The 19,954-nt window shown below is 38.6% G+C and carries 13 protein-coding genes and 1 pseudogene; 7 read left to right on the top strand and 7 right to left on the bottom strand.

Annotated features, from left to right (window positions below; genetic code table 11):
* Nucleotides 1-161: 161 nt before the first annotated feature.
* From RMY00_RS02305 to RMY00_RS02285, 5 genes are all read right to left on the bottom strand, one after another.
* Nucleotides 162-476 carry a CHAT domain-containing protein gene (locus tag RMY00_RS02305; RefSeq protein WP_322646009.1) on the bottom strand — a complete coding sequence of 105 codons (315 nt, stop codon included), beginning with the start codon at nt 474-476 and terminating at the stop codon, nt 162-164.
* A gap of 21 nt (nt 477-497) precedes the next feature.
* Entirely contained in the window at nt 498-1,313 is an 816-nt protein-coding gene (locus tag RMY00_RS02300) for a carbonic anhydrase (protein WP_322646008.1), read from the bottom strand.
* Nucleotides 1,314-1,976: 663 nt separating this feature from the next.
* The gene (locus RMY00_RS02295) at nt 1,977-3,611 is read right to left on the bottom strand and encodes an alpha-D-glucose phosphate-specific phosphoglucomutase (protein WP_322646007.1); all 1,635 of its coding nucleotides are present in this window, start codon (nt 3,609-3,611) and stop codon (nt 1,977-1,979) included.
* Between the two features lie 231 nt (nt 3,612-3,842).
* Complete coding sequence (locus RMY00_RS02290) at nt 3,843-4,031, bottom strand: hypothetical protein (protein WP_322646006.1); 189 nt, start codon at nt 4,029-4,031, stop codon at nt 3,843-3,845.
* Nucleotides 4,021-5,448, bottom strand: coding sequence for a TonB family protein (locus RMY00_RS02285; RefSeq protein ID WP_322646005.1), 1,428 nt, complete (start codon nt 5,446-5,448; stop codon nt 4,021-4,023). The genes RMY00_RS02290 and RMY00_RS02285 overlap by 11 nt, the downstream gene beginning before the upstream one ends.
* Nucleotides 5,449-6,677: 1,229 nt before the next feature.
* Here RMY00_RS02285 and RMY00_RS02280 point away from each other — a divergent pair.
* From RMY00_RS02280 to RMY00_RS02260, 5 genes and pseudogenes are all read left to right on the top strand, one after another.
* Nucleotides 6,678-9,716, top strand: a complete 3,039-nt coding sequence (locus tag RMY00_RS02280; RefSeq protein WP_322646004.1) for an amino acid adenylation domain-containing protein — start codon at nt 6,678-6,680, stop codon at nt 9,714-9,716.
* Between the two features lie 83 nt (nt 9,717-9,799).
* Nucleotides 9,800-12,658: a hybrid sensor histidine kinase/response regulator gene (locus tag RMY00_RS02275; protein ID WP_322646003.1), complete on the top strand. Its 2,859-nt coding sequence runs from the start codon at nt 9,800-9,802 to the stop codon at nt 12,656-12,658.
* A 64-nt stretch (nt 12,659-12,722) separates the two neighbouring features.
* Complete coding sequence (locus tag RMY00_RS02270) at nt 12,723-14,147, top strand: response regulator (protein WP_322646002.1); 1,425 nt, start codon at nt 12,723-12,725, stop codon at nt 14,145-14,147.
* A 35-nt stretch (nt 14,148-14,182) separates the two neighbouring features.
* Nucleotides 14,183-14,693 (top strand): annotated as a pseudogene (locus tag RMY00_RS02265) (ABC transporter permease); the annotation flags it as partial.
* A gap of 128 nt (nt 14,694-14,821) precedes the next feature.
* Entirely contained in the window at nt 14,822-15,844 is a 1,023-nt protein-coding gene (locus RMY00_RS02260; protein ID WP_322646001.1) for a tRNA-dihydrouridine synthase family protein, read from the top strand.
* Between the two features lie 154 nt (nt 15,845-15,998).
* On the opposite strand, the gene RMY00_RS02255 is transcribed toward RMY00_RS02260, so the two are convergent.
* Entirely contained in the window at nt 15,999-17,009 is a 1,011-nt protein-coding gene (locus RMY00_RS02255) for an alpha/beta hydrolase (protein ID WP_322646000.1), read from the bottom strand.
* Nucleotides 17,010-17,359: 350 nt separating this feature from the next.
* Here RMY00_RS02255 and RMY00_RS02250 point away from each other — a divergent pair, with 350 nt between their 5' ends.
* Nucleotides 17,360-17,857 (top strand): DUF1772 domain-containing protein, encoded by a 498-nt coding sequence (locus RMY00_RS02250; protein WP_322645999.1) that lies wholly within the window; start codon nt 17,360-17,362, stop codon nt 17,855-17,857.
* 216 nt (nt 17,858-18,073) lie between these two features.
* Nucleotides 18,074-19,408, top strand: coding sequence for a Rieske 2Fe-2S domain-containing protein (locus RMY00_RS02245; protein WP_322646024.1), 1,335 nt, complete (start codon nt 18,074-18,076; stop codon nt 19,406-19,408).
* Nucleotides 19,409-19,584: 176 nt separating this feature from the next.
* Here RMY00_RS02245 and RMY00_RS02240 read toward each other — a convergent pair whose 3' ends face one another.
* Nucleotides 19,585-19,794, bottom strand: a complete 210-nt coding sequence (locus tag RMY00_RS02240) for a hypothetical protein (protein ID WP_322645998.1) — start codon at nt 19,792-19,794, stop codon at nt 19,585-19,587.
* Between the last annotated feature and the right edge of the window lie 160 nt (nt 19,795-19,954).

Raw genomic sequence — 19,954 nt, 5'->3', positions numbered from 1 at the left:
CTCAACTCTCTGTTTCAATTCTAACCCAGCAGAACTTATGAGACAAACCACTAGTACCGCAAGGCGGAAGTCAAAGTTTAAGAACTTTTTTGCCCCCTTCCTTGCGGTACGCTAACGCGAACACGCTCATCCACACTGGTAGTCGTGACGAAGATTGACTGTCATAAATCGCTTGCGCTGTGTAACCCGCATTTATGACAAGCGGTGCGTAGCTTGCCGCCGTAGGTATCGTTAAATAACCTCATTTTTGATTTATGCAAGAGACTCCATGAACACGGTTCACAACGAAGGAATAAAAATATTTCTTCCCCAGTCCCCATTCCCCAATCTCCAGTCCCTATTTTCAAGGCAGGTCTATTGTTCAGGGTTTTATAAAATTCTTGCATAAACAAAGCAGTAGAATTGGCATCCACGCAGCATAAGGTAGCAACAGTACTACGCGCTTCTGCCTGGGTAACTATTCCTGCAATGCCCATTACTGACTGCTTGTTGCCGTTTTACTTTTTTGTTGAGCCTCGATAAATTCGCTCCATTTGCTCTGGAGAAAGCACTGTCATTGGAAACCATTCATGTACGGTAGGAAGTTCCGGGGACGATTGAAATTCCCGTTGTTGAGTTTTAGTGAAATGTATTTCCACATTGCTAGTTAAAGGCGGACTAAGTAACGTCTCATCTATCTCCGATGGAGAAAGCTGATTTTGAGGCAAGACATAGGCGTGCTTTTCTGAATCGTATGCCAAAATTTCTCCTGTCTCAATTTGATAAATCCAAGCATAAATATTGAGTTTTCCTTGGTAAAGCTTAGAGTGAATCACCGGATAAGTCCGTAAATTTTCGATTTGGGTAAGCACATTCTCAGCAATAATTATTTCTAAGAGTTCTTCCCCTTCGTAGTGGCTATAATTGTCTTTTACCAATCGTCGCGTTGCCTCTGTATACTTGAGCCAGTCATGTACAAGAGGCATTTCTACCCGCAAGCTATCTAACTTCATTAACCCTTTCATAGCGCCACAATGTGAGTGACCACAGACAATAATTTGTTGAATATCTAATGCTTGAATAGCATATTCAATTGTTGCCCCTTCACCGCCATTAGTCGCACCAAATGGCGGAATAATATTACCCGCATTACGGATAACAAATAATTCCCCTAAGCCAGCTTGTGTAATTAGGTTTGGATCGATACGCGAATCGGAACAAGTAATAAATAGTACTCTGGGCTTTTGACCATGAGAAAGTTGTTCAAACAGTTCTTCATTGGCAGAAAAATAACTACTTTTAAACTCGCGCAAACCTTTAATCAATTTTTTCATAGGAGTACCTAAATGAACAAGTAATACTTGAAAAGTATAGTAAAAATTCAGTTCTCAAATTCAGAAATTAGCGAGGAACTAATAATATGTGTAAATAGATTAATTTAATTGATAAACTCTCGTCATTGCACCATCGGCTTAGTTAAAGAGTGAAATTTATTATTGCATTGTTTAAGTAGTCTTGCAAAACTACTCCCTCTGGCTACAGTCTTAATGGGAAATCAATCTACAATTAGTAATAATTTTGGTATTTTTCTCCTTCCACTCATCTCCCATCTACACATTTCCTACAGCGAAAATTTTGCCAACAGCTTTTTAATGACTATTTACTTTTATTGAATAATTATTGTAGCACGAGAGCAAGAACTCGAAAAAAAGGGTTTTGTCTTAAAATATTAGCCATCTTGAGCCTTTCCAGTCTGCAATGCAGACTTAAGGCGATCGCTTTTAAAGCAATGGTGTCTCCCTCGTGTTCATGAGGGCTAAAAAATTTAAGGTTATTGAAAAATAGGCGTTGCTAAATTGCAATATGAATCCAGATGTAGAGACTAGCAATTGCAACGTCTCTACAAGGATTTTGATATCATGCAGAATCATTTTTATACATGAAATCAGCAACGCCAAAACTTTTGACTGTTGACTGTTGACTTCCGCCCTGCGACACTAGGTGATTACAGTTGGCTTTTCCCGTCCTGTAAGTTCGCGGATCTGGGCTATCTCCTGGGCAATAGTAATTAAAGAAGCAAGCGCTTCTTGTGGATCAAGGTCATGTTTGCTGGGATCTGGCTCGTAGCTTTCTATATAAACCCTTAGGGTTGCACCTTGAGTACCCGTACCAGAAAGTCGCACCACAATTCGAGAACCATCGGTAAAGCCAATGCGAACACCTTGTCGATCGCTAACGCTACCATCAACAGGATCGGTATAACTAAAGTCATCACTGTATTCAACTTGATAGTTACCGAATTGCTTGCCTTTGAGAGTTGGCAACAAAGAACGCAGTCTTTCTATTAAAGTGTTAGCAGGCCCTGTCTGTATCTCTTCATAGTCATGGCGAGAGTAATAATTGCGTCCATAAGTCTGCCAGTGTTCCCGGACAATCTGCTCAACAGATTGTTGTCGGACTGCTAGGATATTCAGCCAAAACAGCACAGCCCATAGCCCATCTTTTTCGCGGATATGGTTAGAGCTAGTACCAAAGCTTTCTTCACCGCAGAGAGTCGCTTTCCCGGCGTCTAAAAGATTGCCGAAAAACTTCCAGCCAGTAGGTGTTTCATAGGATTCAATCCCAATCTGAGCAGCAACTCGATCTACTGCTTGGCTAGTAGGCATTGATCGCGCTACCCCAGCTAAACCTGCACTATAACCAGGGACTAGTTTGGCGTTTGCGGCTAACACTGCGAGGCTATCGCTAGGGGTGACGAAGAACTTACGCCCTAAGATCATATTGCGATCGCCATCTCCATCAAAAGCTGCACCAAAATCTGGCGCATCCTCTGCGTATAAAATATCCACTAACTCATGGGCATAAACCAGATTTGGGTCAGGATGTCCGCCGCCAAAGTCTTCTAAGGGTGTACCATTACGTACAGTTCCCACAGGTGCGCCCAAACGTTCCTCGAAAATAGCATGGGCATAAGGGCCAGCCACTGCATGTAAAGCATCGATACTGATCTGAAAATTTCCTTTTGTTAATAGTTCACGAATGCGATCAAAATCAAACAGGGACTCCATTAACTCTTGATAATCATGCACGGAGTCAATCACCTCAACTACCGTCTCTCCCAAATGTGACTCACCTAAAGTTTCTAAATCTACATCTGGTGCTTCTAGAATTTGGTAGCTATCAATTACTTTGCTGCGATCGTAGATCGCCTCTGTCACCTTTTCCGGGGCTGGCCCACCGTTGCTAATGTTATATTTCACACCAAAGTCACCATTTGGCCCGCCCGGATTATGGCTAGCAGACAAGATGATGCCACCAATAGCCTGGTACTTGCGAATAATAGCGGAAGTTGCAGGAGTAGACAAAATCCCGTGTTGACCAACTTTAATTCGCCCAATGCCATTGGCCGCAGCCATTTTCAAAATGATTTGAATGGCTTGGCGATTGTAATAACGACCATCACCGCCCAGGACTAGGGTTTGCCCACGCAAGTCGCCTACAGAATCGAAGATGGATTGGATAAAATTTTCTAGGTAGTGGGGCTGCTGAAAAGCCTTAACTGCTTTCCGCAGCCCAGAAGTACCGGGCTTTTGGTCGCTTAAAGGAGTAGTAGAAACTTTATGGATCTTCATAGATAACGTTTAACAAAGCATTTTTCTTTTACAGCTTTGCATAAATTCGTTACAAAAAAAATTGCCAAATATATATATATAATTATGTACCCATCGACACGGTTAGGATAAGCTAGCGTTGCAGGCAGGGCGGCTGCATCATGCCAACAAGACTAGGCAGCACTAAACCCGACAAGCTTTGATATCGCCAGCCAGCACTCTATTTGCCTGCTATTAACGAACTTTGGGGATTTAAGTCCCCTGCTTAAGAAGGGCAGCCCGTTTTGGGTCGGGGTCTAAATCCCCGGATGCTCGCAGACTCGCTAACGCAAAACGTAATTGCGTTATTGTAGCGGGGCGTTCGCTTTTAGCGTCTCCAAGAGTTGCCCATTGCGTTAGTGTAGCGGGGCGAAGCCCATTGCGAATTGTTTTAACCGCCATCTCTCCATAAATTTAGTTCGCCATAAACATTGATATCAAACGTAAATTCGATATCAAGATGGTTCTTAGGATATTCTGTGGGTAAAGGTGCAAAAGGTGCAGATCGCTGTATAGCATTGAGTGCTATTTCATCAGTTACACTGAATCCAGAGGTTTGTGCAATATTGAGATTGCTAACTTGACCTGAACGGTTAATAGTGAAATTAAGCACCGTTCGCCGATTAGATTGGCTCATTCCTGGTAGCCATTGCTGCCGAACGCGTTGCTTTAGTTGGTTTAAGTAAGCGGTGAGGTCTACATCTTGACTGCGGGCATCAATACCAGAAGTAGCTTGGCGATCGCGGTTGGAATTAGGCAAGGCTGCCAGATCATCACCACGATAATTCTGACTAGATATACCCACAGTACCACCCAACAAACTTGCTGCACCTGTTTTTAGAGATGACTGAGCTTGGGTAGGTGTTCGCGCACTTAATCTAGTTGTGGATTGCCCTAACTTCTTAGGGTTGCTGGGTACTGGTAATGTCGTAGCTCTTTCAATCGCTGTTTTTCCCTGTGTTACTGGTAATGGTGTAGTCGTTGGTGCTACTGTAATTTTCTTAGAATTAGGCACTTGTACGGTAGTTGTACGTTCTAAGGCTGTTTGCTTTGGGTTGGGCGCTAAAGGTTTTGTCAAAGGTACTGTTTTAAAAAGTGGTGCTACTGCAAGTTTCTTAGAATTAGGCACTTGTACGGTAGTTGTACGTTCTAAGGCTGTTTGCTTTGGGTTGGGCGCTAAAGGTTTTGTCAAAGGTACTGTTTTAAAAAGTGGTGCTACTGCAAGTTTCTTATAATCAGAGGTTTGTACTGTGGTTGTACGTGCTGAAGCTATTGGCTTTGGGCTGGGCGCTAAAGGTTTTGTCAAAGGTACTGTTTTAAAAAGTGGTGCTACTGCAATTTTCTTAAAATCAGGGGTTTGTACTGTGGTTGTATGTGCTGAAGGTATTGGCTTTGGGTTGGGCGCTGTTTTAAGAAGTGGAACTGGTAATGGTCTAGCCATTGGTGCTACTGCAATTTTTTTAGAGTTAGGTAGTTGTGCCTCGCTTACTGATGCTGATATTGTTTTTTGAGATTTAAATTGTGGTTGTTGACGAGATATATTTGGTAATTCTCTTTTCTGCTGCCGTCTTGTTTGGAAAACCTCTGCTGGAGATGAGGCTGTTAAGTCAGAAGAACGATTGTTATAGCCTTTATATTCTGTAGGATTCGCTGACTTCATCGCGGAAACAGGTCTTTTTGGCAAAGCTTTACCACCAGCAATAGAGTTTTTGGTAGCCCGAAATGAGGTTTTAGGAGGTATATCTGTTTTATTAGCAGGAACTTCAACTACCTCGATTGGAGTCTCTTGGGCAATTTCTTGCTTCGGCTCACGTATCAAAGCTCTGTACCAATATTTGCTCCCTATTAATAAAATTGAGTGCAATAGGATAGAAATAATTACACCTTGGAGCATATCGATAGAGCGCACGCTCCGATAGTACAGAAATTTATCAGAATCAACCATGTGATTGTACTTTTTTTAATAGCAGCCTCAACAGTCTATTTATAGGGTACAAGCTTCTGTTATCTTGGGTTATCTATGACTGTAAAAAACAGCAGACGATCGCACTTTCAGAATCTTCACGCTAGGTTTCCCAACAACACGCTACTTATCATCGCTCCAATAGCCTCTATAGCAGTCCTAAATCATTCGTGAAATTATATCTCTCTTTTTTCTTTCCTTTGCGTCCTTCTCTACGAGACGCTACGCATTGGCGGAAGCCTCTCGCAGAGAAGGCGTCCTTGGCGGTTCGTTTCCTAATCTATATTTTTCACAACTCAAATAGAATTGCTCTACATCAGTAGGGCTTTCGGTAATCTTGGGATTACACACTGCCTAGCGATCGCATTTATGAACATCTGGATATATGCAGTTGCTGCAACCCTTAACTGTCAAATCTTCTAGTTTCAGTCTTCTGATATAGGGGTGATAAATTGCAGAATTTCCGCAGCCCCAGAATTAATAAACCGTTCTAATTGATTAATGTCATCATTTAAAATCGACAAAAGTGTGCCTTACAAGCTTGATATAATCGCATAATTTATATTTTGATTCAAGCCTTGCAAAAATTTTACAATACTTTTATAGAGTTACATTCAAGTTCACAAAGACATTGTAAATTATAATCTGTTTGTTTATTACTACTGTTTTTTATAAAAAATATATTTAATTTTACTTGAATTTTATAAATATATTTTAATCAATCAGGAAAATTACTTAAGAATAATATTTGATGTAAACTAAATATCTAATTTTTATAAATAATAAAATATAGAAATATTACCCTATCATCCAAAGATAACTTTATATACAATGATAAATGAAATATTAGCTTATCTGTTGATTATTTATATTTGAACATAGGCAATCTAGAGATTATTTGTTAGCTAATATTGTAGTTTATGTAAAACCAATTTCTAATTATGCCTTAGCATTAATCTATAAATATATAAACATTTGATTTAGTAAAAATATATCTGGGTGTCTGCCAATTCTAGAGTAAATAACACATTAACGTTTTGCCGATCTTAAGACTTCATTGAAATCTAAGGTTTAGAGATAGTTCTATGGAAAAAATTGATTTTGCTTTGATTCATCAATTCATACAATTTCAAGTCGCTAGTGTTCCTCATGCGACAGCAATTATTTTTCAAAATGAGAAGTTAAGCTATCAAGAACTTAACCAAAAAGCGAACCAAGTCGCACACTACTTGAGGAAACTAGGAGTTAAACCAGAAGTTTTAGTTGGAGTGTGTGTAGAGCGATCGCTAGACATGGTTATTGCACTACTAGGTATTTTAAAAGCTGGTGGAGCGTATGTTCCCCTTGACCCTACTTATCCCAAAGAGCGTTTAGCCTTCGTGATTGAAGATACTCAAATTCCTATTTTATTAACGCAACAACATTTACTAGAGTCAATTCCTCAACATCAAGCACAAACTGTCTGTATAGATGATAATTGGCAAAAAATTGCACAACAGTCTGTAGATAACCCAATATGTGAAACCCAACCTCACAATCTAGCTTATATAATTTATACATCTGGATCTACAGGTAAACCTAAAGGCGTAGCAATCGAGCATCGTAATACAGTTGCCCTAATTAACTGGGCAAGAAAACTTTTTACTCCTGAACAATTAAAGGGAGTACTATGCTCAACATCATTATGTTTTGATCTATCGATTTTTGAATTATTTGTGACTCTGAGTTATGGTGGTAAAGTAATTTTGGCTCAAGATGCGCTACAGTTACCCAATTTGCCAGCAGCATCGCAAGTAACGTTGATTAATACGGTACCTTCGGTGATTTCTGCATTACTCCGAATGAATGGTATTCCTTCATCGGTGAATACCATTAACTTAGCAGGTGAACCATTGCAAAATGCCCTTGTGCAACAACTTTATCAGCTAGAACATATTCAACAAGTATTCAATCTTTATGGCCCTACAGAGGATACCACTTATTCTACTGTTGCCTTAATACAGAAAGGGGGAAACCAAATTCCATCAATTGGTCGTCCAATTGCAAATACCCAAATCTATTTACTCGACTCCCGACTGAACCCTGTAGCTGATGGGGCTGAAGGTGAAATTTATATTACTGGAGCAGGTGTAGCCCGTGGTTATCTTAACTCTCCAGAGTTAACAAATGATAAATTTGTCATCAATCCTTTTAGCAATGAACCAGGGTCAAGACTTTATAAAACAGGAGACCTCGCTGTTTATTTGCCCAATGGTAATCTTAAGTTTTTAGGTCGCATCGATCATCAAGTCAAAATTCGTGGCTTTCGGATTGAACTAGGAGAAATTGAGGCGCGTTTGAATGAACACCCAGCAGTTAATCAAGCGATCGTTGTTACCCGTGAAGATGTACTTGGTAGCCAGCGACTAATTAGTTATGTAGTCCCAAATTCTGTTGGAGATAGACAACTACAAGATATCAGCCCCAAAGCTCTGCGTAGTTTTCTCCGTCAGAAGTTACCTAACTATATGATTCCTTCAGCGTTTTTTCTGCTGGATGAGTTACCCTTGACTCTCAATGGCAAGATTGACCGCCGTGCCTTACCTGTCCCTAAATACTTTCAAAGAGAGTCAGAAAATTATATTGCACCCCGTACCTCATTAGAAAAACAACTAGCTGAAATTTGGACTCATTTGCTAGGAATAGAGCTAATTTCTATTGACGATACTTTTTGTGAATTAGGAGGAAGCTCTTTATTAACTATTCAACTAATTGTTGAACTAAGACAAACATTTCAGTTAGATATCACCTTAGAAAACTTTCTAAATTTACCAACAGTTGCAGGTCTTGCACAAACCATTACAGCTCTAAGTCAAACAGAAATCGTAATTCAGCCAACCAACCCTTTAGAAAAAGAAATATTACTAGACTCTTCTATTCAGCCACGAAACACTCTGAGCGAACCTGTACTAAATTTTTTCTTAACTGGTGCTACTGGGTTTTTAGGTGCTTTTTTACTTTACGATCTGCTGCAACAAACTAGAGCAGATATTTATTGTCTAGTTCGTGCTAGCAGTCTTGAAGAAGCTAGAGTCAGAATTATCAGCCGATTGAAGCTTTATCAACTCTGGCAAGAAGACCTAAGGGATAGAATTATTCCGGTTGTAGGAGATTTAAGCAAGCCACTTTTAGGGCTAGAAGCACAACAGTTTTCTAGGTTAGCAGAAAAAATAGACATTATTTATCACTGTGGGGCATCTGTGAATATGGTGTATCCCTATTCAGCCTTAGAAAGTATGAATGTTTTAGGAACTCAGGAAGTTTTGCGTCTAGCCAGTCAAAATAAAATTAAGCCTCTGCATTTTATTTCTACCGTCGATGTTCTGTCATCAACGAAGAATGGTATAGCAATAGTCAGAGAAGAAGATACGAATACTGTTGCTTGTGACACGCATCTTCATAGTGGTTATGCACAAAGCAAATATATTGCTGAACAGTTAGTCATGATGGCACATTCGAGAGGCTTGCCCTGTTCCATCTACCGACCTAGCAACATTACGGGACATAGTAAAACAGGTATTTGCTCAACAACAAGTTTCTTAGCAAGGATGATTAATAGTTGCATTCAAATGGGTATTGTTCCTGAACTAGAGGCAGTATTAAACCTTGTACCAGTAGATTATGTCAGTCAGGCGATCGCACATCTATCACACCAACACAAAATATGTGGTAAAGTTTTATACATAGTTAATCCTGAACCTATTGAGTGGAGACAGCTTGTAAACTGGATGGAAAATATAGGTTACTCACTACAAAGAGTTTCCTATCAAGTCTGGTATGACAGATTATCACAACTCATCAAATGCAATTCAGAAAATTCATTATCTCCTCTAGTAAGTGTTTTAACACCTAATTTTGTTCAAAAATTATTAGGAGTATTTCAGTTTAAATGTGAAAGTACCCATAATGAACTGAATAACAACTCTATTTATTGTCCCCCAGCAAACGAGGAATTACTACAGGCTTACTTTTCGTATTTCATCCAAACTGGTTATTTACAAGCTCCTGTATCAAGTAGTAAATGGAAACATTTAGTTTTTTCTGAAAACTTAAAAAATCTGAATGTGTCAGTCAGTAAATTCTAAACGTAGTGCGATCATCAAAGTCGCTAACATACACACTACTTAAAAAATAAGGATGTGAAACTGTGAAAATGAGCAAAAACTGGATGAATTGGTTAAAAATGCGAATATCTGTACCTCAGTCCAGTAATCATGCTCAAGGTAAGTATACAGCTTCGCTCACACAACAAACGCTCATCACAACTGCAATCAGCATTGGAGGGGTGATTGTTGTATCTACTGGAATTGCTTATTTCCAAATGATTTCTAAAATTACGGCTGAGGCATTAACTGAGGTTGAGAAATATGTCCAACTTCGAGCGCAACGCGAAAAGGTAATTTTTATTATAGCTGAAGAAAATCATGGACTACTTAAGCAGGCTTTGTTACAAAGACTAAAAGCAAATAGTAGTCGAGATCCTAAATTTGAATTCGATCAACTATTTGTGAGAATGGCAGACGGCACTATTCGCAATGATCCCAATAAATTTGATATTCAACGACACCCAGGAGTATTTCTTGGTAAAAACGTCGATATTAATTCTGATATTAGGCAACGTGTCATGGCTTATTTTGATGAACTTAGTGCTTATGGGCCTGCATGGCGGAATCGCTTTATCAATACCTATATGCAAATTCCTGAAAATGGAATTGCTATCTATATGCCTAGTTATCCTTGGGTACAAAATGCACCACATGATGAATCTTTTCGAGTCACAGATGATGAGTCTTTTTACATTACTGATAAAGTCCATAATCCAAAACGTGAAACTGTCTGGACAGGAATTTATTACGATAAAGTAGCCAAGGCTTGGATGACTTCTTGTGTTACACCTGTTGATATGGATGGCAAACACATTGCTACAATTGGACATGATATTTTAATTGGTGATTTGCAAAACCGCACAATTAATGATGCTCTAGAAGGTACTTACAACATGATTTTTCGAGGAGATGGGCGTTTGCTAGCTCATCCCAACCTAATGAAAAGTATTCAAAAACAAAATGGTAACTTCAATATACTCAAGTCTCAAAATGAGCATCTAAATAATATTTTTGAACTAGTTAAGAAAAAAACTCGTAATCAAGTTGTTATTGATAACCCAAAGAATAATGAGTATTTAGCAATCACTAAGATTGAAGGGCCGGATTGGTATTTAGTTACTGTATTGCCTAAATCAATTTTAGAAAAGAAAGCATTTATAACTGTGAGATTAATAATCTTTTCGGGGATAACCTCACTATTAATTGAAATTGCCGTAGTTTTTTTGATTTTAGGTTACCAAATTTCCTCTCCATTAACTAAATTAATGGCAGCAACTGAAAGTATAGCTAATGGCAATTTGAATATTGCACTTGATGTAACACGACAAGATGAGTTAGGTCGTCTTGCATATTTGTTTAACAAAATGGCCCAAGAGTTGCGAGAATCTTTCACTGCTCTAGCAAAAACAAATGAAGAGTTAGAATTTAGAGTAGAAAAACGCACAGCTGAACTACAGGCAGCTAAAGAAGCGGCTGATAATGCCAGCAAAGCCAAGAACGAATTTCTTGCTAATATAAGCCATGAACTTCGTACTCCTCTCAACGGTATCTTGGGCTATGCTCAAATCCTCCAAAATTCCAATAATTTCACTGAAAAACAGCAAAAAGGGATACGTGTTATTAATCAAAGTGGCTCACATCTATTAACTTTAATCAATGATATTCTTGATATTGCTAAAATCGAAGCTCAGAAGATAGAACTATATCCAACGAGCTTTAGTTTTTATTCTTTTCTACAAGATGTTTCTGAAATTTTTCTGATTAAGGCTGAACAAAAACATATTGAATTTATATATCAAGCTGATAATAAGTTACCTCTAGGTATACATGCTGATGAAAAAAGATTACGTCAGGTATTAATTAATTTATTAGGTAATGCTATCAAGTTTACCGACAAAGGTTCAGTGAAATTTATGGTTAAACAAGAAAGTTTGGGAAGTAACAATCAGGGAAAATCACCACTGTATCGGATTCGTTTTCAAGTTGAAGATACTGGTGTAGGTATGACGAGTGAGGAACTAGAAAAAATATTTCTACCGTTTGAGCAGGTTGGTGATATTAAAAAGCAATCAGAAGGAACAGGACTAGGCTTAACGATTAGTCAGAAAATTGTTGCTATGATGGGTGGCAATTTGAAAGTGCAAACGCAATTAAATAAAGGCAGTACTTTTTGGTTTGATATAGAGTTACCTGAGGCCAAAGAATGGACGGAAAAATCTAAATTTTTACAAGGAACTATTGTTGGCTTCCAGGGACCAAAACGAAAAATTTTAATCATAGATGAACGTTGGGAAAGTCGTTCAGTAGTCGTTAATTTAATAGAACATCTTGGATTTTATGTTGTAGAATGCAGTGATTCTCAAGAAGCTTTAGCAAAAGTATTTAATTTTAAACCTGACCTAATAATTACTGATATTCTTATGCCTGTAACAGACGGATTAAGATTAATACAAAATTTGCGTAGTTCTCCAGCTTTAAAAAACGTAACAATTATAGTTTCATCAGCCAATGTTTATAATACTGACATACAGAAAAGTTTAGATGCTGGTGGGAATGACTTTCTTGCCAAACCTATACAAGCATTTGATTTGCTAGAAAAACTCCAACAGCATTTAAACCTGCAATGGATTTATGATCAACAAGATGAAAATAAAACAGCAGATATTTGTACTTTAGAGATTGAAAAACATAATTTGTCATTTCAGGAATGTAAAATAGTAGCTCCTCCTGAAGATGTTCTGTATAAATTATATAGGTTAGCTTTACAAGGACGAATTCAATCTATTAAAAAAGAATTAGATTTGTTAACAAAAAATAATCAAGAGTTTATTTTGTTCTCAAAAATGATTTATCAATTATCTCAAGAATTTCAAATTGAAAAAATTCAAGAATTCATTCATGAATTTATTAAAATAGACTAATTTTAATATTTTATAAATGGATTTTTTTAAATTTAATTAAGGATTTGTCTGGTAGGACTTAATAATGCATCTCCACGATACAACTGTAGTTTTAATTGTTGATGATATTCCTGCTAATTTAGAAGTGCTTTCCGACGCTCTAACAGATGCTGGATTTGAAGTTGCAGTGGCAACTAATGGAGAAAGCGCCCTCAAACAAGTTGAATACAATATACCAACATTAATTTTGTTAGATGTAATGATGCCAGGAATTGACGGATTTGAAACCTGTCGTCGATTAAAGGCTAATGCCAACACAAAAGATATACCCATTATTTTTATGACAGCTCTTAGTGATTCTGTAGATAAAGTCAGAGGGTTATCACTAGGTGCTGTAGACTATATCACCAAGCCATTTCAACAAGCAGAAGTACTAGCTCGTGTTCAAGTTCATGTACAGCTGCGAAATGCAACCATAGCAATGGAGCAACAAAATATCCATTTAAAACAAGAAAATGAGCAGCGTATTGCAGCAGAAACTGCCTTACAGCATCTGACTCAGGATTTAGAGCAGCGTGTAGTAGAAAGAACTGAAGAACTTGCTCACACTCTCCAAATTTTACAAAAAGCTCAAGTTCAGCTTGTACAGGCAGAAAAATTAGCTACTTTAGGTCAGTTAGTCGCAGGTATTGCTCATGAAATTAACAATCCAATCAATTTTATTTATGCCAATATCCATCATGCTAATCACTATATTCATGACTTACTAAAGCTAATACAGCTTTATTTAGTTCAGTATCCTCATCCTACTAAAGATATTGAAAAGAGTATCAAAGAAATTGACTTATATTTTCTGATTGAAGATTTACCAAAACTACTTTCTTCAATGGAAATGGGAGCGCAAAGAATTAGTAATATTGTCAAGTCTTTCCGTAATTTTTCTCGCCATGATGAATCAGAACTTAAAATAGTAGATATTCATGAAGGCATTGATAGCACCTTAAATATTCTTGAATATCGTCTGAAAGAAAAAGTAAATAATCAATCTATTAATATTGTTAAAAAATATGGGAGTTTACCACAAGTCGAGTGCTGTGCAGGAAAAATGAACCAAGTATTTATGAATATTCTTAGTAATGCAATCGATGCTCTAGAAGAGTTAATAATTAATGATAAATATTTTATTTTTCCTACCATTTTAATTCACACGGAAGTTTTGGAAGCAGAATATGTTGTGATTAGGATTATCGATAATGGTTTAGGAATATCAGAAGAAGCTCAAAAAAGATTATTTGATCCTTTTTTCACCACTAAGCCTGCGGGTAAAGGTACAGGTTTAGGACTGTCAATTAGCTATCAAATCGTCGAGGAACAACATGGTGGCTCATTAACATGTATTTCTAATCCAGGTCAGGGAGCAGAATTTGTCATTAAAATTCCAATTCGACACCTAGCCCAGTCTCAGAAGGTTTTATGTAGCAATTCTTCAATTGGCAATCCCTTTTACTAATAGTATTGAGTCTGTTGTTGGTGTAATTTGGGTAGTTGCTACCCCTATTATTCACCAGTTTAGGGATATTAGTCGCATTGCGGGCTGGTCAATTTAATACCGATGGTGAAGGACAAATTTACCTCGGTGCGTTGGGTAGTGCTTTAATCGGGTTATATGTGCAAGGAATACCTGCTGTCATACACATTCCCTTAGCACTTGTTGCTGGATTTCTCTTTGATGTGCTTTGGGGTTGGATACCTGGTTATCTAAAAGCTGTTCGAGGAGTAAATGAAGCCATCACTACTCTATTACCAAATTACATCGCGGTGAATTTAGTTAGCTACTTGGTGCAGAACCCCTTAAAAGCAACAGGCGCACCTAGTCCTTATTCGCCATTAATTGCCAAAGAACGCATACTTGCCTTTTATTTTACCCCAAAGTTTAGCACATGCAGGCATAATACTTGCGTTAATGCTAGCCGTTTTCTTGTGGATATTATTAGTGCGATCGCCTCTAGGATACCAAATCGCCGCCGTTGGTTTTAACCCCACAGCAGCCCATTATGGTCATTAAATCTTCTTTGCCTGGCTCAAAAACTTTGTTAGGCTTATATTTTCTGCCTTTTGCCCTCTGCCTTTCTTCGGTAAGCATTTTTTGATAGAGTGAAGTTTTGTCGAACGCTCTTCATTTTTATGTCATCCCAGGTATCGCTCCCCCAATCGCTGCATCCAGACCTACCCTTAACGGCTCTTGCGCCTATGCAGGATGTAACAAACCTCTGGTTTATGAAGGTGATTGCCCACTACGGTAGCCCTGACTACTTTTTCACCGAGTATTTCCGGGTGAATGATACCTCAAGGCTCAATCGTAGCATTCTGGCAGCAATCACCGAAAATGACACGGGTCGCCCCGTTTTTGCTCAAATGATTGGCGAAAGCATTCCAGATTTAGTAAGAACAGCGAAGGAACTCTGCAAGTATAATATTGCTGGAGTTGACTTAAATATGGGCTGTCCAGCACCTAGAATCTATCGTAAAAACGTTGGGGGTGGATTGCTGCTATTACCAGAAAAAGTGGATCGGATTTTGGGAGAACTGCGTTCTGCTGTGAACGATCGACCTTTAACAGTCAAGATGCGCTTAGGCTTTGAAAATACAGATAACTTTTACGAAATTCTAGATATGATCAATCGCCACAGCATTGATTTGCTGAGTTTGCATGGCCGCACAGTAAAAGATATGTACCACGGAGCAGTGAAATATGATTTGATCGCTGAAGCGGTGAAACGGGTTGATTGTCCAGTGCTTGCCAATGGCAATATCCACTCTGCGGCAACTGCCCTTAAAGTGCTTTCTCAAACGGGCGCGGCGGGTGTGATGGTGGGACGCTGGGCGATCGGCAATCCTTGGCTTTTTAATCAAATTCGGCAGGCTTTGCGCTTTGAGAAGATCGCGCCCGTTCCTTTAGTAGAAGTACGCAACTATATTGATCGTTTATGGCAAACCCCCACAGCAACAACTATGCCAGAGCGATCGCGCATAGGCTACCTTAAAATGTTTCTTAACTACGTTGCCCTAAGTGTTGACACTGAAGGTGATTTTCTGCGACTGATGCGACAGACTTCTACCGAAGTAGAAATGTTTAACCTCTGCGATCGTTTTCTCCTTAGTGATTTGACGAAAACTTTAGCCCTAACACCTTTAAATAGCGTGTAACTGTGGACAAAAAATCTGAGTGCGATCGCTCTAGATTGAATTACCGATTTTCCCCCACTGGTTGATAATTCTATTTCCAGTAGTTCTCTTCATCAGATTTTAGACATTGGAAAGGAGACAGGGCATCTTGTACTTAGTAATCAAACATTATGTATTATTCGTATGGATTGATGCACTTGAGATGCTCACAGCCAAAAGCTTGAGTCATCATTGCAGATAGCTCTTGAGATTGACCATCGAGGTTGAATTTGAGCATGATTTGGTCATAAGCTTGTCCCTGCGCTATCAGCTTTGCCATTTGCTCAAACTCTACCCAAGTCAAATGACTCTCAATAAAAGCCTTAGCAAGGGTGATTACTAGTTCCTCATAATCATTGTCTTCCAGTTTTGTCATCATCCGGTGTTCAATGTGAAGCGAATCATCGAAACAGTAATACCAGGATTTTGGTTGCTGATTAACTACCCTTCGGAAAAAATCCTTTTGCTTGGAGCGGTTAACAGCATGATCTCCTTCACTACATACCATTAAAATAGGAGCAGAAACACAGTCTTGAGCCTTTTCTAAAACCTCCTCTGCCAATTGAAGAAATATCCGTAATGCCTTGAGACAAAAACCTTTATAACCAAAATTTCCAGATGCATCTTTGTTGAACCACTCAAAGTAAATTGGCAGGATTTTGATAAGTTGATCTAATAGTGAGTAACGGCTAGCTAAATAAGGCGTAAACAATAAAGTGCGGTCAATCTCTTGAGGATGCTCTAAAGCTAACCAAGCAGCTAAAGTTCCACCTGTTGACAATCCACCAATTACAACTTGTTGTCCTAGTGTTTTTGCAATCTCCAACCATTTGAGCAGAAATTGTTGATATATCTGAATATCTGTTGGTAGTGGTGGAGGATTTTTACGATTCCAGTTGCCTGAGCGTCCATGACCAGGCTGTAAAGGAATCAGAACGTTATATCCTTTGTTAAAGAAAGCTTTACCCAGTGGCTCGAACTGGTAAGGGCCTGCTGTAAAACCATGCAAAAACAAAAAAACTTTTGGCGTTAAGAAAGGATGAATTAAAAATTTTGAACGACAGGCTTCATTTTTAAGACCTTGTGTAGACTCTAATTGGTGAACTTTATCCAGGATTTCTATTGTATTTTGGATGCCAACTTTCATTTATTACTTATTATCTATTATATAATATAATTTACTTTATTAATTAAGTAGTTAATTGGGATCTAGCAAAGGAGAGATTTTTGAGTTAGCCTGTCAAAAGTGAAAATTTTTTAATATTGGATTAAGTATTCAATCCAAACTAGTTTTCCACAGCCAGTCTAGCAGATTTGACTGTTGGGATTGACAATCACTCCTACCAAGCCAATTATTGTTGTACACCAACTCAACACTGAATGCTCCACTAAAAGGATATTGCCCTAATTTTCCAAAACCTTCAACGAAGAGAGAGAGGGAAATGACCCCTTTCGTCTTACCTTTTCATTCAAGACCTTTACTCCCAAAGAAATTTGTTGACATTTGACTACTCGCTTTTCGGATTGAAACTTTTGGCCGCACTCGGCTGTGGGTTGATTGCTGGAGTCTTCTTCGCTTTTTCGACCTTTGTAATGAACGCTCTTGCCCGAATACCGCCAACACAGGGCATTATTGCCATGCAATCCATCAATATCGCGGCGATCAATCCGTTGTTTATGACGGCGCTATTCGGAACGGGTGCGGCTTGCGTTTTTCTATTTATCTTCTCACTGTTAAGGTGGCATCAACCTGGTGCTGTCTATTTGCTCGTCGGTAGCCTGCTTTATCTCGTTGGCACTTTAGGCGTGACTATTGTTTTCAATGTGCCACTCAACGATGCGCTGGCCAAAGTCGAGTCGGGTAGCGCTATCGAACTCTCTTTATGGTCTAGCTACCTTACCAACTGGACAATATGGAATCATATTCGGACAGGGACGGCGCTTGCGGCTGCGGCATCATTCACTATCGCCCTCTGCTATCGAACTGTGCAATGATAATTAAGTAAGTTGGAGGGGAAATTTCAATAAATTGTAAACTTTCGGAAACCTACGTAAAAACCATCGGTGAGACGTTAAAATAATTTTACTTTTATAAGTTAGAAATTATACTAAAAAGTTAAAAAAACACTGTCCAGAATATTTGGCGAGTTCTTCATTCTTACCAACAGGAAACTAAACGTAGAATTACTTTTTGTTTAAATGAATACAGAAATACAATCTAAGTTCAACTTTTTTCAACATTGGTATCCTCTTTCTCCCGTTCAAGATATTGATCCAAAGCAGCCCACCTCAGTAACTATTCTAGGACTGCGCTTAGTTATCTGGAAGCCTAAGTCATCTACAACTTACCAAGTATTTCTAGATCAATGTCCACACCGTCTTGCTCCTTTGAGTGAAGGGCGTGTTGATACGCAGACAGATAATTTAATGTGTAGTTATCATGGCTGGCAGTTTGATCCTCAAGGAATCTGTACTCATATTCCTCAAATAGAGAATTCTGAAATTGTTACCAAGAATGAAAAAAATCTGTGTGCAGTTACATTTCCAGTTCGTCAGGAAAATGATTTACTTTGGGTTTGGCCTGATGCCAAGTCAGCAGAACTAGCATCTGTTACACCTTTACCTCTGTCACCCCAAATAGATGCTAACAAAGGTTTCGTTTGGGATTCTTTTGTGCGCGATTTAGAATATGATTGGCAAACCCTTGTTGAAAACGTGACAGATCCTGCTCATGTTCCTTTTGCTCATCATGGGTTGCAGGGGAATCGAGAACAAGCAGTACCCATTCCAATGACTATTGAGAAATCAACAATAGATATGATTGAAGTACTTCTTGAAAGAGACTTGGGAAGAACAATAATCACTTTTCAACCCCCTTGCCGCTTAGAGTATGCAATTAGCTTTGGCAGCTCTGGAAAGCAGTTAGGACTTGTTACTTACTGTATTCCAGTATCTCCAGGTAAGTCAAGAATTGTAGCTCAGTTTCCGATTAATTTTGTTAAAACATTTCATCATCTGATACCTCGTTGGTGGGTTCACATCATGATGCGTAATCCGGTTCTTGATGGAGATATGATTCTTTTACATCAGCAAGAGCATTTCCTTCAACAGAGACAATATGTTGAAACTTGGAAAACTGCTTACAAGCTACCTGCAAGTGCAGATCGTTTAGTAATTGAGTTTAGAAATTGGTTTGATAAATATTGTCACGGGCATTTACCGTGGAGTGAAGTCGGAATTAGTACTTTAGAAAACTCAAAAATTAATGACGATCGCTCTGTGATACTCGATCGCTATAAACAACATACTCAGCACTGTAGTAGCTGCCGAGGAGCGCTGAGAGCGATCCAGCGTTTGCAAGTAGTGCTGTTGGCATACTCTGCTATTACTATTTCAGGAGTTGCTATCCTTCCAGATACGCTTCGAGTCAAGCTTGGTTTAACACTAATTATTACGGCACTATTAAGTTTGGCAGCTTACACTTGGCTCAAATTTTGGCTTGTCCCTAAATTTTACTTTGTAGACTATGTTCATGCCAAAAAATAATAAAACCAAACCTCGTTCATCTTTGTTAACAAAAATGAACGAGGCTAAAACCCTCTTCAATCCAGCCACTTTTGCTACTTCCTTCACACCCTAAAACTTTTACAGTTATCAGTTTAAGTTTGCATAACGACACTCCCCCGCTTGCGATCGCTCTCGACAATTGGGACAGGTAAACTTTATGAAATACGAGTCGTTATATCTACCTCATCTAAGGATGGTGGCGATTCCAAAGAACTAGCGCTACTTTCTGGTGTTGAAAGCTCACTATCTACAATTCCCTCCCATGAATAGTTACAGATTTTAGTGCGAAGCAATGTACCAAACATCAGGTTAATTGCTAGAGCAAAGGAATCGATAAAAATAAAGTTCACAAAGCGATCAATCATTAGTCCCTCTTGAGTTATAGTTTTGCATCAAGTTATATTTGTTCTCTGACTACACATGCCACAATTTCTTTTCCGGAAATGCATTGATACTTTGCAATTTATTCTTCTGATGGCATTTTCAGTTTTATTTGGGAGCAATCCTTTCTACCCTTAGACAGTA

The sequence above is a fragment of the Nostoc sp. ChiVER01 genome (genome assembly GCF_034531155.1).
GTDB lineage: Bacteria > Cyanobacteriota > Cyanobacteriia > Cyanobacteriales > Nostocaceae > Nostoc.
Note: the sequence above shows the minus strand (reverse complement) of the source record. Positions and strands in the feature narration are given on the sequence as shown.

Coding starts and splice junctions, on each gene's coding strand:
- RMY00_RS02290 (WP_322646006.1), bottom strand. CDS start 4,031: ATGGCGGTTAAAACAATTCGCAATGGGCTTCGCCCCGCTACACTAACG.
- RMY00_RS02260 (WP_322646001.1), top strand. CDS start 14,822: ATGTCATCCCAGGTATCGCTCCCCCAATCGCTGCATCCAGACCTACCC.
- RMY00_RS02305 (WP_322646009.1), bottom strand. CDS start 476: ATGGGCATTGCAGGAATAGTTACCCAGGCAGAAGCGCGTAGTACTGTT.
- RMY00_RS02300 (WP_322646008.1), bottom strand. CDS start 1,313: ATGAAAAAATTGATTAAAGGTTTGCGCGAGTTTAAAAGTAGTTATTTT.
- RMY00_RS02280 (WP_322646004.1), top strand. CDS start 6,678: ATGGAAAAAATTGATTTTGCTTTGATTCATCAATTCATACAATTTCAA.
- RMY00_RS02275 (WP_322646003.1), top strand. CDS start 9,800: ATGAATTGGTTAAAAATGCGAATATCTGTACCTCAGTCCAGTAATCAT.
- RMY00_RS02270 (WP_322646002.1), top strand. CDS start 12,723: ATGCATCTCCACGATACAACTGTAGTTTTAATTGTTGATGATATTCCT.
- RMY00_RS02295 (WP_322646007.1), bottom strand. CDS start 3,611: ATGAAGATCCATAAAGTTTCTACTACTCCTTTAAGCGACCAAAAGCCC.
- RMY00_RS02240 (WP_322645998.1), bottom strand. CDS start 19,794: ATGATTGATCGCTTTGTGAACTTTATTTTTATCGATTCCTTTGCTCTA.
- RMY00_RS02255 (WP_322646000.1), bottom strand. CDS start 17,009: ATGAAAGTTGGCATCCAAAATACAATAGAAATCCTGGATAAAGTTCAC.